The following is a 15,818-nucleotide window of genomic DNA, read 5'->3' as shown; positions in this document are numbered from 1 at the left end:
CTCATCCTTTTGATTGTTCTGTGTTGTTAGGAGCGATAGGTAAACACAATGAAAATCGAGCTCCGCCTTGTTCTCGATTTTGGGCACATAATCTTCCGTTCATACTGGCTAAGATTTGTTGCGAGATGGAGAGCCCTAAACCTAACCCATTTTGTTTGGTAGTTAGGAAAGGCTCACATAAGTCCGAAAGTGAGAAACCTCCAAGCCCTGGACCATTGTCATCTACATGAATCCAAACCAAACCGGCATGTTCGTCTTGCTCTACGGATAACTGTACTTGTTTGTCTTGTTGCTCTTTGAGAGCCTCTATCGCATTGGTCAGCAAATTAACCAACACTTGTTCAAGTTGAATGATATTGATCTGAACTTCAACATCGTGCTCTGGTACCTGCGTTTCTAGTGTGACACGTGCAGATTTAAGTGCGGGTTTCATCAGCTCTTTGACTGAGGCAATTACTGGAAACAAACGAGATTGAGCCAGCTCGTTTCCACTGGTTTTTTTAGCGAAAGAACGAAGCTGCTGACTGATGTTTGCCATACGATCAGTGAGGGCTGAGATGCGAGTTAGATTATCTTCCACTCGCTCATATTTTTCTTTTTGGAGGAACAGCTTGCCGTTTTCAGCAAAGCTGCGAATGGCCGCAAGTGGATTATTCAGTTCATGACTGATACTGGCTGACATTTGCCCTAATACTGCTAGTTTCGCAGCTTGAACGAGTTCGTCTTGCGTTAGGCGAAGTGTTTGTTCGGTTTCTATTCTCTGGGCGATTTCTGCTTGCAATTCTGCGGTGCGAGCCATGACTTGATATTCAAGTTTTTGATTGGCCTCTTGCTGAATTCTCTCAAGTTGTAAGTGGCGTTGTTGACGGTGATAGATGAGCTGGCCAATTAAAAACAATACGGTGAATGCAAGAGTAAGTACAGAAATGTAACCCATTGTGAGCCAGACGATAGACTGCTTGGGAGACAATACACGGATGGTCAGCTTGAGCTCTGGTAGGGGCAACGAAGAGACCACCAAGGTCCCTTTGTTATATGGGTAACCTTGTTTAAGCTCAGAGTGCGTTTCCTCCACATTGCCCACCAATCCTAGAGTTTCAATTGGCTCATCAAGATATTGTCGGCTTGCCCAAACTTGTTTTCTTTCATTCTCAGTCAGTGGTTGTAAGCTTTTGAGTAGCCAATCACTTCGGCTGCTCATGAAAACAATCCCGTGCGGATCGCTCGCGACGAACACACTATTTGGCTGCTGCCAGTTGTCTTCTATCTTACTCAAGTCCATCTTAACCACGACCACACCAAGGACGCCGCCCGCATATATGATCGGATAAGAATAGTAGTAGCCACGCTTACCCGAAGTCGAACCCAGCGCGTAGTATTGGCTTCGTTCCCCAACGATTGCTTGTTTGAAGTAAGGGCGGAACGCAAAATTTCGTCCAATAAAAGATCGCTCTTTACGCCAGTTGCTGGCCGCGACCGTCGTACCCCATTGATCGATTAAATAGGTATCTGCCGCTTCAATCACGTCATTAACGGATTCTAAATACCGATTGGTGAGTTCCAGTTGGGCACTGTTATTTGGATGCAGTAACGCTTGATGGAGAGGGTCATCTTTGGCCAGAAGGTTAGGGATATGAGCGTATTTATCGAGTTTGTTTTTAATATGACTAGAAAATTGCTCAAGTTGGGACTGGTGTTTATCAAGCAATGATTGATAACTAGTCTGCCAAACCCAATGACCACCTATGATTGCGCAAAGGAAATAGAAGGCAAAAAAAGTCAGCAGAATCCGGTTTTTTTGCGACATCCTTACACTCCTTAAACCTTTCCTTTGGTCACGTAAGAAAATGTTAATAGTTTGTAGGGAGGATTAGGGATTTAGTTTTCAACTCTGTGGAGTAAAACAAGAGCAAGATCTCTTTTTAGGCTTTTCGATAAAAAAACCGGTCGATTCTCTTGAAAAAGTCGCTATTGTCCCCATTCTAGATATGCTGACGATACTTAGACGGTGTTTGAATCGCATTTTTGAAGAAAAAATGGGTCAGCATTCGAGAATTTAGCGCAGACAATGTCCACATAGTGGCTATTGGCTCGACAGGGTTGCGACAGATCGCTAGAATGTCGCGTCTAAAAATTCTGTCCTGAGGCTAATAGGAGATACCTTTGGTAATTTTATCGAAGATATCACTGATTAGTCCGGTACTGACAAACAGTATCGATACTCGATTTAAATTAGGTGTTCGGACAGAACACTACACAAGGATGAAGCGTAAGCTCCGCTGAGTTTCGCTCATACGCTCGGAAAACCGAGCCACTTTAGAGGTTTATATATAATGCAAGTTACTGTTGAAACGCTAGAGGGCCTAGAGCGCCGTCTAAACATTACTGTTCCAGCTGCAAACATCGAAGACGCTGTAACAGCTGAACTACGCAACATCGCTAAAAACCGTCGTTTTGATGGTTTCCGTAAGGGTAAAGTGCCTCTAAAAATGGTTGCTAAGATGTACGGCAAAGCAGTACGTCAAGACGTTCTTGGTGAAGTTATGCAACGCCACTTCATCGAAGCTATCGTTAAAGAGAAAATCAACCCAGCTGGCGCTCCAACTTTCGCTCCTGTAGAAAACAAAGAAGGTTCAGACCTAGTTTTCACTGCAACTTTTGAAGTTTACCCAGAAGTTGAGCTTAAAGGCCTAGAAAACATCACTGTTGAAAAACCGCTAACTGAAGTTAAAGACGCAGACGTAGAAGAGATGATCGATACTCTACGTAAGCAACAAGCTACTTGGGTTGAAGTTGAAGAAGCAGCAGAAGATGGCAAACGCGTAAGCATTGACTTCGTTGGTTCTATCGACGGTGAAGAATTCGAAGGCGGTAAAGCTGAGAACTTCCCACTAGAAATGGGCGCTGGTCGCATGATTCCTGGTTTCGAAGACGGTATCGCAGGTAAAACTGCTGGTATGGAATTCGACATCGACGTGACTTTCCCAGAAGATTACCACGCTGAAAACCTAAAAGGTAAAGCAGCTAAGTTCGCAATCAAAGTGAACAAAGTTGAAGCTCGTGAACTACCAGAACTAAACGACGAGTTCGTTGCTAAGTTCGGTGTTGTTGAAGGCGGTATTGAAGCACTTAAAGCTGAAGTTCGTAAAAACATGGAACGCGAGCTTAAGCAAGCTGTTAAGAACCGCATCAAAGAGCAAGCGATTGACGGTCTAGTTGAGCAAAACGACATCAACGTACCATCAGCGCTTATCGAGCAAGAAATCCAAGTTCTACGTCAACAAGCTGCACAACGCTTCGGTGGTAACCCAGAAGCTGCTGCTCAGCTTCCACGTGAGCTGTTCGAAGAGCAAGCTAAACGTCGCGTAGTAGTTGGTCTTCTACTAGGTGAAGTAATCAAGTCTGAAGAGCTAAAAGCGGACGACGAGAAAGTTAAAGCTCTAATTGAAGAAATGGCTACTGCATACGAAGATCCATCAGAAGTTATTGCTTACTACGAGCAAAACGAAGAAATGATGAACAACATGCGCAATGTAGCTCTAGAAGAGCAAGCAATCGACGCGATCATCGCTAAAGCACAGGTTTCTGAGAAAGAAGTAGGCTTCAACGAGCTACTTAACCAACAACAACCTGCTGCTTAATAAGCAATATCTTGCGTAGAAGGTTGACTTAACGTTAACTATTCTGCTAACAATGGTCCGTATGATAGTCATCATCCGGGCCATTTATTTTAGGGACATAAGAATATGAGCTACCAAGAAAAAAATGCAATGTCGCCAATTATGGACGCGCTAGTACCAATGGTGGTTGAACAAACTTCCCGAGGCGAACGCTCTTACGACATCTACTCACGTCTGCTGAAAGAGCGCGTGATTTTTTTAACGGGTCAAGTGGAAGACCACATGGCAAACCTTGTCGTGGCTCAGCTACTTTTCCTAGAATCTGAAAATCCAGATAAAGATATTTTCCTATACATCAACTCGCCAGGCGGCAGCGTAACAGCTGGTATGTCTATCTACGATACCATGCAGTTTATTAAGCCAAATGTTAGCACTGTATGTATGGGTCAAGCATGTTCAATGGGTGCCTTCCTGTTAGCGGGTGGTGCGCCAGGTAAGCGTTACGTACTGCCTAACTCTCGTGTAATGATCCACCAACCATTGGGTGGTTTCCAGGGTCAAGCTTCTGATATCCAAATCCATGCTCAGGAAATCCTGACCATTAAGCAGAAGCTAAACAAGTTGTTAGCAGAACATACTGGCCAACCTCTTGAAGTCATTGAGCGCGATACTGATCGTGATAACTTCATGTCATCAGAGCAGGCTGTGGAATACGGTATCGTGGATGCAGTGTTAAGCCACCGCGGCGAGTAATTAGCCAGCGCATTTTGGCAAAAATTGATATACACTCATTCATGAAGAGTAAAGGCTAAGAGGTTAGCGAATGACAGATAAAAGCAAAGAAAGTGGCAGCGGTAAATTGCTGTACTGTTCTTTCTGCGGCAAAAGTCAGCACGAAGTTCGCAAGCTAATCGCAGGTCCGTCAGTGTACATTTGCGACGAGTGTGTCGACTTATGTAACGATATTATTCGCGAAGAAATCAAGGATGTTCTCCCTAAGAAAGAATCTGAAGCGTTACCAACGCCAAAACAGATCCGTGAACACCTTGATGACTATGTGATCGGGCAAGATTACGCGAAAAAAGTGCTCGCAGTTGCGGTATATAACCACTACAAGCGTTTACGCAATGGTGATACAACGAGTGAAGGTGTAGAGCTTGGTAAAAGTAACATCCTTCTAATTGGCCCAACAGGTAGCGGTAAAACACTACTTGCTGAGACATTAGCTCGATTCTTGGATGTGCCATTTACAATGGCAGACGCAACCACACTAACCGAGGCTGGTTATGTGGGTGAAGACGTTGAAAACATCATCCAAAAGCTTCTGCAAAAATGTGATTACGATGTAGCTAAAGCTGAACGCGGCATCGTTTACATTGATGAAATTGATAAAATTTCACGCAAAGCTGAAAACCCATCTATTACGCGTGACGTATCTGGTGAAGGTGTTCAGCAGGCGCTACTAAAACTTATCGAAGGTACGGTTGCATCGGTTCCACCTCAAGGTGGTCGTAAGCACCCTCAGCAAGAATTCCTACAAGTGGACACGTCGAAGATCCTGTTCATCTGTGGTGGTGCATTTGCTGGTCTAGATAAGGTGATTGAGCAGCGTGTTGCAACAGGTACAGGTATTGGCTTCGGTGCTGAAGTTCGTTCTAAAAGCGAATCGAAGACCGTGGGTGAGTTATTTACTCAGGTTGAGCCTGAGGATCTAGTGAAGTACGGACTCATTCCAGAATTCATTGGTCGTCTTCCTGTGACAACAACCCTGACTGAGCTTGATGAAGAAGCGTTGATTCAGATCCTATGTGAACCGAAGAACGCATTAACCAAGCAATACGCAGCATTGTTTGAGCTTGAAAACGCCGAACTTGAGTTCCGAGAAGATGCGCTGCGCGCTATCGCTAAGAAAGCAATGGAGCGTAAGACAGGTGCTCGTGGCTTACGCTCGATCCTTGAAGGCGTATTACTGGAAACCATGTACGAACTGCCATCTGCGACAGACGTAAGTAAGGTCGTGATTGATGAGTCCGTCATCAATGGTGAGTCAGAGCCATTGCTTATTTATAGCAACTCAGACAATCAGGCCGCTGGAGCAGAATAAATTCAGCCGTAATGAAAAAGGAGGTAAGTAATTACCTCCTTTTTTTATTTCTCTTATTGAATCCAAACAATTAGCCCCCATATAAATCGATAAGTAATACGTAAACGTGAAAGCGGAAGAGAGAATTATATGAACTTGGAACGTTCCGAGCGTATCGAGATCCCGGTACTACCTCTACGTGACGTAGTGGTCTACCCGCACATGGTTATTCCATTGTTTGTTGGTCGTGAGAAATCGATTAGCTGTTTAGAAACGGCGATGGAAACCAACAAACAAGTTCTTCTTGTGGCACAAAAGCAAGCTGATACTGATGAGCCTACGGTTGACGACCTATTTGAAGTAGGTACGGTAGCCACCATTCTCCAGCTACTGAAGCTTCCGGATGGCACAGTAAAAGTACTGGTTGAAGGCCAGCAACGTGCGAAAATCAATCACTTTAAAGAGAGTGACTTCTTCCTAGCGGAAGCGGAATTTGTTGTTACGCCAGAATTGGATGAGCGTGAGCAAGAAGTGATTGTTCGCAGTGCGATTAATCAGTTTGAAGGCTTTATTAAGCTAAACAAGAAGATTCCACCAGAAGTTCTCACCTCACTCAACGGTATCGACGAAGCGGCTCGCTTAGCGGATACTATTGCAGCTCATATGCCGTTGAAGCTGGTGGATAAGCAGCAAGTACTTGAAATTGTTGATGTCACTGAGCGTCTGGAATTCCTAATGGGCCAGATGGAATCAGAGATCGATTTGCTGCAAGTTGAAAAACGCATTCGTGGTCGCGTTAAAAAGCAAATGGAAAAATCTCAGCGTGAGTACTATCTGAATGAGCAAATGAAAGCGATTCAGAAAGAACTTGGTGAGATGGAAGACGCACCAGACGAGTTCGAAACGCTGCAGAAGAAGATTGACGAATCAAAAATGCCTCAAGAGGCACGTGAAAAGACTGAGCAAGAGCTGCAAAAGCTTAAGATGATGTCTCCGATGTCTGCCGAAGCAACAGTGGTTCGTAGCTACATCGATTGGATGGTCAGCGTGCCTTGGGCTAAACGCTCAAAAGTTAAGAAAAATTTAGCGAAAGCAGAAGAGATTCTTAATGAAGACCACTACGGTCTAGAGCGCGTAAAAGAGCGTATTCTTGAATACTTGGCGGTTCAAAACCGAATCAATAAGTTAAAAGGTCCAATCCTTTGTCTTGTTGGTCCTCCAGGTGTGGGTAAAACGTCTCTTGGTCGTTCAATTGCTTCTGCTACAGGTCGTAAGTACGTTCGTATGGCGCTGGGTGGTGTACGTGATGAAGCAGAAATCCGCGGTCACCGTCGTACTTACATTGGCTCATTGCCAGGTAAATTAATCCAGAAGATGTCGAAAGTTGGCGTGAAGAACCCATTGTTCTTATTGGACGAAATCGACAAAATGTCTTCAGATATGCGTGGCGATCCGGCATCAGCGCTACTAGAAGTACTTGATCCTGAACAGAATAACTCGTTCAACGATCACTACTTAGAAGTGGATTACGACCTTTCTGACGTTATGTTCGTTGCAACCTCGAACTCGATGAACATTCCAGGTCCATTGTTAGACCGTATGGAAGTTATTCGTTTATCTGGTTACACCGAAGACGAGAAGCTGAACATTGCAAAACGTCACCTTGTTGATAAGCAAGTGAAGCGCAATGGTCTAAAACCGGATGAAATCATCATTGAAGACTCTGCGATTATTGGCATCATCCGTTACTACACTCGTGAAGCGGGTGTTCGTAACTTAGAGCGTGAGATTTCTAAGATCTGCCGTAAAGCCGTGAAGAACATCTTGCTGGATAAAGACATCAAGTCAGTAACGGTAACGATGGACAACCTAAAAGAGTACTTGGGTGTTCAACGTTTCGATTACGGTAAAGCGGATGAAAGTAACCGAATTGGTCAAGTGACAGGTCTAGCTTGGACAGAAGTGGGTGGCGACCTGCTAACGATTGAAACTCAATCTATGCCAGGTAAAGGTAAACTGACGCAAACGGGCTCTCTTGGTGACGTGATGCAAGAGTCTATCCAAGCCGCAATGACAGTAGTTCGCTCTCGCGCAGAAAAACTGGGTATCAATACCGACTTCTACGAGAAGAAAGATATTCACGTGCACGTACCGGAAGGCGCGACGCCAAAAGATGGCCCAAGTGCGGGTACTGCAATGTGTACTGCCTTGGTTTCTGCTCTGACAGGTAACCCTGTGAAAGCAGAGGTAGCGATGACGGGTGAAATCACACTGCGTGGTGAAGTCCTACCTATCGGTGGCCTAAAAGAGAAGTTACTTGCGGCACACCGTGGCGGCATTAAGACTGTGCTAATTCCAAAAGACAACGAGCGTGATTTGGAAGAGATTCCTGATAATGTTATCGCTGATCTGGAAGTCATCCCTGTACAGTGGATTGATGAAGTACTGAAAGTCGCACTAGAGCGAGACCCGACGGGCGTTGAGTTTGAGTCTCAAAAATAGTGATGTGCAGCAAAAATAAGTAAAAGTTTACGCTGATAAGTCTAAAAAGGCTTGTCAGCGTTTTTTTTGGGCGCTAAGTTAGTTTCGATAGCTGCCAGCCCTTGACGAATAAGGGATGGAGCATATTTTCTTAACAATGGAACGAAAGTCATCACAAAAATAATCACAGATGACACAAAGGGGAAATTACAGTGAATAAAACTCAGTTAGTAGAACAAATCGCAGAAAATGCAGACATTTCTAAAGCGTCAGCGGGTCGTGCTCTAGATGCATTCATCGAAGCAGTAAGCGGCACTCTTCAGTCTGGTGATCAAGTTGCTCTAGTTGGCTTTGGTACATTCAGCGTTCGTACTCGTGCTGCACGTACTGGTCGTAACCCAAAAACTGGTGAAGAAATCCAAATCGCAGAAGCAAAAGTACCAGCTTTTAAAGCTGGTAAAGCACTGAAAGACGCTTGTAACTAATCACAGCGTTAATTCTGTAACCGGCCATTTGCTTAACTTTTGCTCAAACAATAAGTTTCGAACAAAAATTTACAAACTTCGAGCCGAACTTTCTTAAATTATGCGCATCATACTGATGCGCATTTCTTTTTCTGATATTATTGCGCCATTATTTCTATTAGATAGAAGCAGTAGGCTTCAATTGTGGAGAGCAGTTAAATTATGATGGATCGACTACGCGAAGGCGTGAATAGCATCGCGGTCAAAATTATCCTTGGGCTTATCATCCTGTCTTTCGTATTTGCAGGTGTGGGTAGCTACATCGTTAGTGGTAACAACAACTCTGCAGCGAAAGTCGGTAACACTGAGATTCCTCGTGGTGAGTTCGAGATGGCATACCAAAATGAGCGTAACCGTATGCAAGCTCAGTTGGGTGACTACTTCTCTCAAATGCTGGCTGACCCTGCATATGTTGAATCTTTCCGCAAATCCGTTTTAGATCGAATGATCAATGACGTGTTGCTTGACCAACAAGCAGAAGCTTTAGGTCTGCGAATCAGCGACACCCAAGTTCGTAGCATGATTCTAGACATGCCTCAATTCCAATCTAATGGTCAGTTCGATCAAGAGATCTATCAAGCTTCTCTGCGTCGTGCAGGCTTTTCGCCAGACTCTTTTGCTGAGTACATGCGTCGTGAATTGGTTCGTGAACAACTGCTGAATGCACTACAAAACAGTGAATTTATTCTGCCAGGTGAAGTACAGGCAGAAGGTAAGCTGTTCACTCAAACTCGTGATATTCGCACGATTAAAATCGACTTAGCAGAGTTTGCGAAAAACATTGAATTGACTGACGAAGAAATTCAACAGTACTACAAAGCAAACCCTGACAACTTTACTCGCCCAGAGCAGGTTAAAGTCGCTTATATCGAACTGTCTGCTGAAGCGCTAAAGGAACAAGTTAATGTTTCTGATGCTGAGGTGAAAAAGTACTACGAAGAGCACTTAAACAAATACTCTTCAGAAGAGCAGCGTCGTGTCGCTCATATTCTTGTAGAAGGGGACGATGAAGCAAAAGCGCAGGCTATCTTAGATGAGCTAAATGCGGGAGCAGATTTTGCGACGCTTGCTCAAGAGAAATCTGACGATTTTGGCAGTGCTGAAAACGGCGGTGACTTAGGTTGGATTGAGCGTGATGTGATGGACCCTGCTTTTGAAGAAGCGGCATTCGCGTTGAAGAATCCAGGCGATACGTCAGGTCTAGTAAAGTCGGACTTTGGTTACCATATTATCAAGCTTGAAGAGCTAAAAGACTCTGTGGCGAAGCCATTTGAAGAAGTAGCCGCTGAAATCAAACAAGAAATGGTTGACCAACAAGCGGTTGATCAATTCTACGAGCTACAAAGTGAGCTTGAGCGCGTAGCGTTTGAATACCCAGACTCATTGTATGACGCTTCTCAAGCCGTTAACCAAGAAGTGAAGACAACGGACTTTATTTCTCAAGTTGACGCACCTGAAGTGCTTCGTAACCCTGCGGTAATGCAAGCTATCCTTAGCCCTGAAGTAAAAGAAGATGGCTTAAACTCTGAAGCTATCGAAGTTGCACCTGAACATATTATTGTGGTTCGTGTTGAAGATGCACGTGATGAGACGGTTCTTCCACTAGAAGAAGTGAAAGATCAGGTTATTGCAGAGCTTTCTCGCGTTAAGGGTGAGCAAGATGCGATGGAACTTGGTACACAGGTTGTTGCTGCATTGAAAGAAGGTAAGACAGATGTGCTTGCTGAAAACAACCTTGAATTTGGTGAACAAGAGACAGTAGATCGCCGTTCTCCGTTGGCAACAACGGTATTCGCGATGGCAAAACCAGTCGATGGTAAGCCAGTATATGGTCAGTCTAAAGATCTTGAAGGTAACATTGTTATCATCGAGCTTGATGCTGTAAATGCTGAGCTAGATAGTGAGTTAGAAGAGCAAGTTGCGATGCAAATGCAGCGTGCATCTTCTCAGCAAGACCTATCATCTGTGCTAGCAGTACTGCGCGCAAACACTGACATTGAGTACTTTATTGTGAGCAACTAAGCACAATTAGTGTAATTTGCATGTTAACTAAAACGGACCGCATAAGCGGTCCGTTTTATTTTTGTCTTTATTAACTTCAATCATCAATAAGCATTACTTAAATTAGTGCGCGTTTAAGTGATACCAGTCATTGCGAATATCGGGTCATCTAGGTTTGTTAACTGATAGTGACTTGCTCCCGATGACTAGTTTTAGCCTACTATTTTGGAGATTGTATGTTCAATATGAAATGGATTTTGACATTGTGCTTATTTGTTTTTGCGCCTTTTAGCATGGCTGCGGATTCAGCCACTGACAAATATGAAGGAATTGAAATTACCGTAAATATCAACACGGCCTCTGCTGAAGAAATAGCGACCATGTTGAAAGGTATTGGTGAGAAGAAAGCGCAGAGTATCGTGGACTACCGCGAGGAGCATGGCCCTTTTAAAACGGCAGCAGATTTGAAGAGCGTAAAAGGCATTGGTGAAGCGACAGTTAAGAAAAACGAAGACCGCATTTTACTGTAGCTTGATGTATTTCAGATATTGAGTCTGAATTCAGAACAATATCTGTTTCCCTATTACTGCTTTCCCGAACCAACCCCTCTTTCGTGGTTCGGGATTTTTTAACCGAATAAACGACGGCGAAAGCCTTTTTCCATTAGAGCCATTGTTAACCCACCGAGTGCGCCAAATAAATGAGCATCAATAGCAACGTTTGCGCCGATAAGCGCAGCAGTGCTGCTTGATGGACCATAGATCTGCTCCCATGCTACTTTGGCAATAAGCCCGCCGACCAACAACAAGCTGCTTCTTCTGCTTTCAAAGACTTCTCTGAGTGCCCAGAATCCAAATAGTCCGTGTAGTACGCCAGATAATCCCACGTACACCGACATGTTGGTAAACAAATTCATTGCGCCAACAAATGCGCACAAGAGTGAGAAAACGATAAGGAAGTTGCGAGTGCTTGGACGAAAAATAAAAGTAATGATCCACAATCCTGCCAGGTTCATCCCTAAGTGCGCAAAGTTGGTATGTGTGAGATTTCCTGTTACGATTCGCCACCATTCGCCATGGCGTATATTGTAGCTGTGCCACTCGGTTAGGCTTGCCATTGGTTCGAATTGAAGTATCAAACAGATCACGCTGATAATACTCAGCAAGGTATAAAGGTTCACTCTATGTCTCGTTATTGTTCTCGTTGTGGAAAATCGCAAAAAGCGTGTATTTGCCAATGGATTGTACCGTTGGCAAGCGAGGTAGAACTTATCATTCTTCAGCACACGAGTGAAGAACATCGTCCGCTTGGTACGGCACGGATTCTCAATTTGAGTTTAGATAACTGTATTTGTCTGATAGGAGAGGACTTTTCTGGTGATAATGTCTTAAATCACTTGTTGGCGGATGAATCATATCAACATTTTGTTCTTTACCCATCGGAACAGTCACGATGCATCTCTGAAATCAATCAAGCGAGTCGTAGTGTATCTAAGAAAATACGTTTGATTTTGCTCGATGGGACGTGGAAAAAAGCGTACAAAATGTGGCAGCTTTCTAGCAATTTACATCCACTCCCAACCGTGCAATTACCGAAGCAATTGCAAGGGCATTACACCATTCGTAAAGCGCCCTCTGAGAATAGCTTATCGACAGTCGAGGCAGGTTATCATTCGCTTCGTTTGCTTGAACCCGAGAGAGACTTTACACCGCTTATGCATGCCTTTGAAAAGATGATCGAATTCCAAATCGCCCAGATGCCGCCGGGCGTATTTGAAAAGAATTACTTGAAAGGTTGAGTGTTACTAAAGAACGATGGAAGAGAAAAGTTGACGGTGCAGCTTTTGCGCGTGACCATCGGTCATAGCAGAAATGTAATCGGCGATGACTCTCATCTTATTGCTTTCGCTTTTCGCTTGGCACCACAGTTCTCTTGTATGAACAGGCAGCAAGCGCTCTGGGTCCGCTGTTAAGGCTTCAAAAATGTCCATAATAATTTGCTGACCCTTATACTCAACGATCTGGACCTGAGGGACTTGGATAACGAAGGTGCTGACAAAGTGCTTGAGCACGTCAAGTGCTCGTGCCATTTGTGGCTCTAAACACGCATTCCAAGACAGTAATGGATTATTGAAAGGCTCATCCATCGCCTTGATTGAAATGCTGGTCAGGAGGGCGTTAACCATACCACCGATGGCATCTTTCCGTTCATGATGCTTACCACTAAATAGCATCTGTCCGATGGAATCGATATGTGCTTCAAACCACGGGTCGCCACAGTCCGCTAATTGACTTGCTGCGCCTTCTTGCCATTGCTGACGTGTCACCATACCAAGTACGATTGCATCTTCTAAATCATGAACGCCGTAGGCGATATCGTCCGCTAGCTCCATGATTGAGCAATCGAGTGATTTAAAGCGCGTTTTACTGTGCTCAAACTCCGATTCTGGTTTTGAGCGCATTAGGCTAAGCAATGCCTTGTCGTTGTCAGAAAGCGGTGCAATTACCCAATCAAATAAGTCTTTGTCACAATCATAAATGCCTTTAGCTGGGCTCCAATCTTTGGCTTTTAGTTTACGTTGATGCTCAGCTGGTTGAGGCAACTTGACGGAGCGTGTTTGACTAATGAGGGCAGGGTACTTAATCAAACCAAGCAGTGTGCGGCGTGATAAATTCATTCCGAAATGCTCGGTATAAGGCTCTAACTTAGTGACGATACGAAAGGTTTGGGCGTTCCCCTCGAAGCCGCCATGTTCGCGCATTACGTAGTTTAGAGCGACTTCTCCCCCATGACCGTATGGAGGATGCCCGATATCGTGCGCCAAACATAATGAATCAATTAAGCTGTCTGATGGTAATAGATCACGGAACTCTGGTTGTTTTTTCTTTAACTGGGCGACGATACCGGTCCCGAGTTGCGACGCTTCTAAGGAGTGTGTTAACCGGCTGCGGTGAAAGTCTTCCAAGCTATTGCCGTGTACTTGGGTTTTTGCTTGTAAGCGTCGAAATGCAGCCGAGTGAAGAATGCGCGCTCGGTCTCGTTGGTACGGGCTCCGATGGTCGTCACGACGTATTTTATGCTCATCATCATGGCGCTCTTGCCATTGCGGGTGTAATTCAAACGACACGATTATCTCCGTAAGCTAACTGATTTCATCTAACGATAATTCGAAACTTGGGGCAAAGGTATTGAGAAAGTAATCCATTTCAGGCGTTCTGCGTTCTTGCAAAGTGACGTCTAAGCGTTTTTTTGCCAGAGCGAACTCATGGTTACCGGCGCTTAGTTCTTCGAGACATTTTAAATAGGCACAGATGGAATCGGCTTGCTTAACGATTTTTGCGTCCTCTTCGTGAGCAGAGTGAGAAAGAAGATAGGGGGCAAAATCATCTTGGAACTCTTCCGGTAACATTGATAGTAATTTTTGTTCCGCTGCCGATTCTATCTTCTTATATTCTTTGGCAATTTCAGGATTGTAATACTTCACTGGGGTTGGAAGGTCACCCGTTAATACTTCGCTGGAGTCATGGTACATGGCAAGAATCGCGATGCGTTCTGGGTTAAGGTTGCCGCCGAACTTTTTGTTTTTAATGAGGGCAAGGGCATGAGCGACAAAAGCAACTTGTAAGCTATGCTCTGAAACGTTTTCTGGTGAGACGGACCGCATTAAAGGCCAGCGTTGGATCAGCTTCATTCGAGCCAGGTGGGCGAAAAAATGGCTTTCTTTCATGGCTTTCTCCGTTTCTGGTGTAAAAAAGGAACTCACTAGGAGTTCCTCTAAGCATATGAGAGATCAGCACTAATTACTACCAGTGATTCATTACTGGCTGTAGGTTGATAGGAATCGCTCAAAACGTCCAATGGCGATTTCTAGATCTTCAACGTGCGGCAGTGTCACGATGCGGAAGTGGTCTGGTTTTGGCCAGTTAAAACCGGAACCTTGCACCAGTAAGACCTTCTCTTGTTTTAAGAAATCTAAAACCATCTGCTGATCGTTCTTGATGTTGTACATTTTCGTGTCGATTTTCGGGAAGAGGTACATCGCTCCCTTGGGTTTGACACAAGAAACACCAGGAATCTGATTGATCAGTTCATACGCTCTATTGCGCTGCTCTAATAAGCGTCCGCCAGGTAAAATCAGTTCATTGATACTCTGGTATCCACCTAGTGCAGTTTGAATCGCATGTTGCATTGGTACGTTTGCACATAAACGCATCGATGAAAGCAACTCCAATCCATTCACGTACCCTTGAGCTAGATGTTTAGGCCCCGTTAGGAACATCCAGCCACCACGGAAACCGCAAACACGGTAGGCTTTTGAAAGGCCATTGAATGTCATGACTAGCACGTCTTCAGTGAGTGTTGCGACTGAGGTATGTGTTGCACCGTCGTACAACACTTTGTCGTAGATCTCATCTGCGAAAATGATCAGTTTGTGCTGGCGCGCGATTTCAATCACTTCAAGTAGGAAGTCACGGCTGTATACCGCACCTGTCGGGTTGTTCGGGTTGATCAGAACAATGCCACGTGTCTTCGGTGTGATTTTCTTTTTGATGTCTTCAAGGTCAGGGTACCAGTCTGCACCTTCATCACATAGGTAATGAACCGGCTTACCGCCTGATAGTGCAACTGAAGCTGTCCACAACGGGTAATCAGGTGCTGGGATCAGCATTTCGTCGCCATTGTTTAATAGCGCTTGCATGGCCATCACGATCAGCTCAGACACGCCGTTACCCACATACACATCTTCGACATCTAGAGAGCGGATACCTTTACGTTGATAGTGTTGGACCACGGCTTTACGAGCAGAGTAAATGCCTTTGGAATCACAATAGCCTTGAGAAGTCGGCAGATTACGAATCACGTCGACTAAAATCTCATCAGGGGCGTCAAAACCAAATGGGGCAGGGTTACCAATGTTTAGCTTTAGGATTTTATGCCCTTCTTCCTCCATGCGCTTAGCATGTTTGAGTACAGGACCCCTAATGTCGTAGCAGACATTATCGAGTTTTGACGACATCCCGATATTTTGCATTGTATAATTCCTAAAAATTCGTTAATTTCTTTATTAAAATACAATAATTTGTTTTTTATTAGAATATATATCTGTAA

The 15,818-nt window shown here is 44.4% G+C and carries 13 protein-coding genes and 1 pseudogene; 9 read left to right on the top strand and 5 right to left on the bottom strand.

The features are described from left to right. Position 1: 1 nt before the first annotated feature. A complete protein-coding gene (locus tag FR741_RS10740; protein WP_167426778.1) occupies positions 2 to 1,807 on the bottom strand; it encodes a sensor histidine kinase in 1,806 nt (601 codons plus the stop codon). 40 nt (positions 1,808 to 1,847) lie between these two features. On the opposite strand from FR741_RS10740, the pseudogene FR741_RS23640 reads away from it, so the two are divergent. The 8 genes and pseudogenes from FR741_RS23640 (at position 1,848) to FR741_RS10700 (ending at position 11,239) form a co-directional block, all read left to right on the top strand. Beyond that, positions 1,848 to 2,060: pseudogene (locus FR741_RS23640) on the top strand (hypothetical protein). A 273-nt stretch (positions 2,061 to 2,333) separates the two neighbouring features. Further along, the gene (gene tig / locus FR741_RS10730; protein WP_167426777.1) at positions 2,334 to 3,641 is read left to right on the top strand and encodes a trigger factor; all 1,308 of its coding nucleotides are present in this window, start codon (positions 2,334 to 2,336) and stop codon (positions 3,639 to 3,641) included. 105 nt (positions 3,642 to 3,746) lie between these two features. After that, on the top strand, positions 3,747 to 4,373 hold the full coding sequence (clpP, locus tag FR741_RS10725; RefSeq protein WP_005382347.1) for an ATP-dependent Clp endopeptidase proteolytic subunit ClpP: 627 nt from the start codon (positions 3,747 to 3,749) through the stop codon (positions 4,371 to 4,373). Between the two features lie 70 nt (positions 4,374 to 4,443). Beyond that, on the top strand, positions 4,444 to 5,724 hold the full coding sequence (gene clpX, locus FR741_RS10720) for an ATP-dependent protease ATP-binding subunit ClpX (RefSeq protein WP_167426776.1): 1,281 nt from the start codon (positions 4,444 to 4,446) through the stop codon (positions 5,722 to 5,724). Positions 5,725 to 5,853: 129 nt separating this feature from the next. Further along, positions 5,854 to 8,205 carry an endopeptidase La gene (lon, locus tag FR741_RS10715; RefSeq protein WP_005390529.1) on the top strand — a complete coding sequence of 784 codons (2,352 nt, stop codon included), beginning with the start codon at positions 5,854 to 5,856 and terminating at the stop codon, positions 8,203 to 8,205. 191 nt (positions 8,206 to 8,396) lie between these two features. Beyond that, a complete protein-coding gene (locus FR741_RS10710; RefSeq protein ID WP_005382341.1) occupies positions 8,397 to 8,669 on the top strand; it encodes an HU family DNA-binding protein in 273 nt (90 codons plus the stop codon). A gap of 201 nt (positions 8,670 to 8,870) precedes the next feature. Continuing rightward, entirely contained in the window at positions 8,871 to 10,730 is a 1,860-nt protein-coding gene (gene ppiD, locus FR741_RS10705) for a peptidylprolyl isomerase (RefSeq protein WP_167426775.1), read from the top strand. A 224-nt stretch (positions 10,731 to 10,954) separates the two neighbouring features. Then, positions 10,955 to 11,239 carry a ComEA family DNA-binding protein gene (locus FR741_RS10700; protein WP_031780151.1) on the top strand — a complete coding sequence of 95 codons (285 nt, stop codon included), beginning with the start codon at positions 10,955 to 10,957 and terminating at the stop codon, positions 11,237 to 11,239. Positions 11,240 to 11,337: 98 nt separating this feature from the next. Here FR741_RS10700 and rrtA read toward each other — a convergent pair whose 3' ends face one another. Further along, positions 11,338 to 11,889 carry a rhombosortase gene (gene rrtA, locus FR741_RS10695; RefSeq protein ID WP_005390532.1) on the bottom strand — a complete coding sequence of 184 codons (552 nt, stop codon included), beginning with the start codon at positions 11,887 to 11,889 and terminating at the stop codon, positions 11,338 to 11,340. 3 nt (positions 11,890 to 11,892) lie between these two features. On the opposite strand from rrtA, the gene FR741_RS10690 reads away from it, so the two are divergent. Then, the gene (locus FR741_RS10690) at positions 11,893 to 12,507 is read left to right on the top strand and encodes a tRNA-uridine aminocarboxypropyltransferase (protein ID WP_114322553.1); all 615 of its coding nucleotides are present in this window, start codon (positions 11,893 to 11,895) and stop codon (positions 12,505 to 12,507) included. A 6-nt stretch (positions 12,508 to 12,513) separates the two neighbouring features. On the opposite strand, the gene FR741_RS10685 is transcribed toward FR741_RS10690, so the two are convergent. The 3 genes from FR741_RS10685 to FR741_RS10675 form a co-directional block, all read right to left on the bottom strand. Continuing rightward, a complete protein-coding gene (locus FR741_RS10685; RefSeq protein WP_167426774.1) occupies positions 12,514 to 13,836 on the bottom strand; it encodes an anti-phage deoxyguanosine triphosphatase in 1,323 nt (440 codons plus the stop codon). A gap of 15 nt (positions 13,837 to 13,851) precedes the next feature. Continuing rightward, positions 13,852 to 14,436, bottom strand: coding sequence for a 5'-deoxynucleotidase (yfbR, locus tag FR741_RS10680; RefSeq protein ID WP_025766954.1), 585 nt, complete (start codon positions 14,434 to 14,436; stop codon positions 13,852 to 13,854). Positions 14,437 to 14,526: 90 nt separating this feature from the next. Next, a complete protein-coding gene (locus tag FR741_RS10675; protein WP_005390543.1) occupies positions 14,527 to 15,741 on the bottom strand; it encodes a pyridoxal phosphate-dependent aminotransferase in 1,215 nt (404 codons plus the stop codon). Between the last annotated feature and the right edge of the window lie 77 nt (positions 15,742 to 15,818).

The organism is Vibrio diabolicus, from assembly GCF_011801455.1.
Lineage (GTDB): Bacteria > Pseudomonadota > Gammaproteobacteria > Enterobacterales > Vibrionaceae > Vibrio > Vibrio diabolicus.
This window is presented reverse-complemented; position numbering and strand designations above follow the sequence as displayed.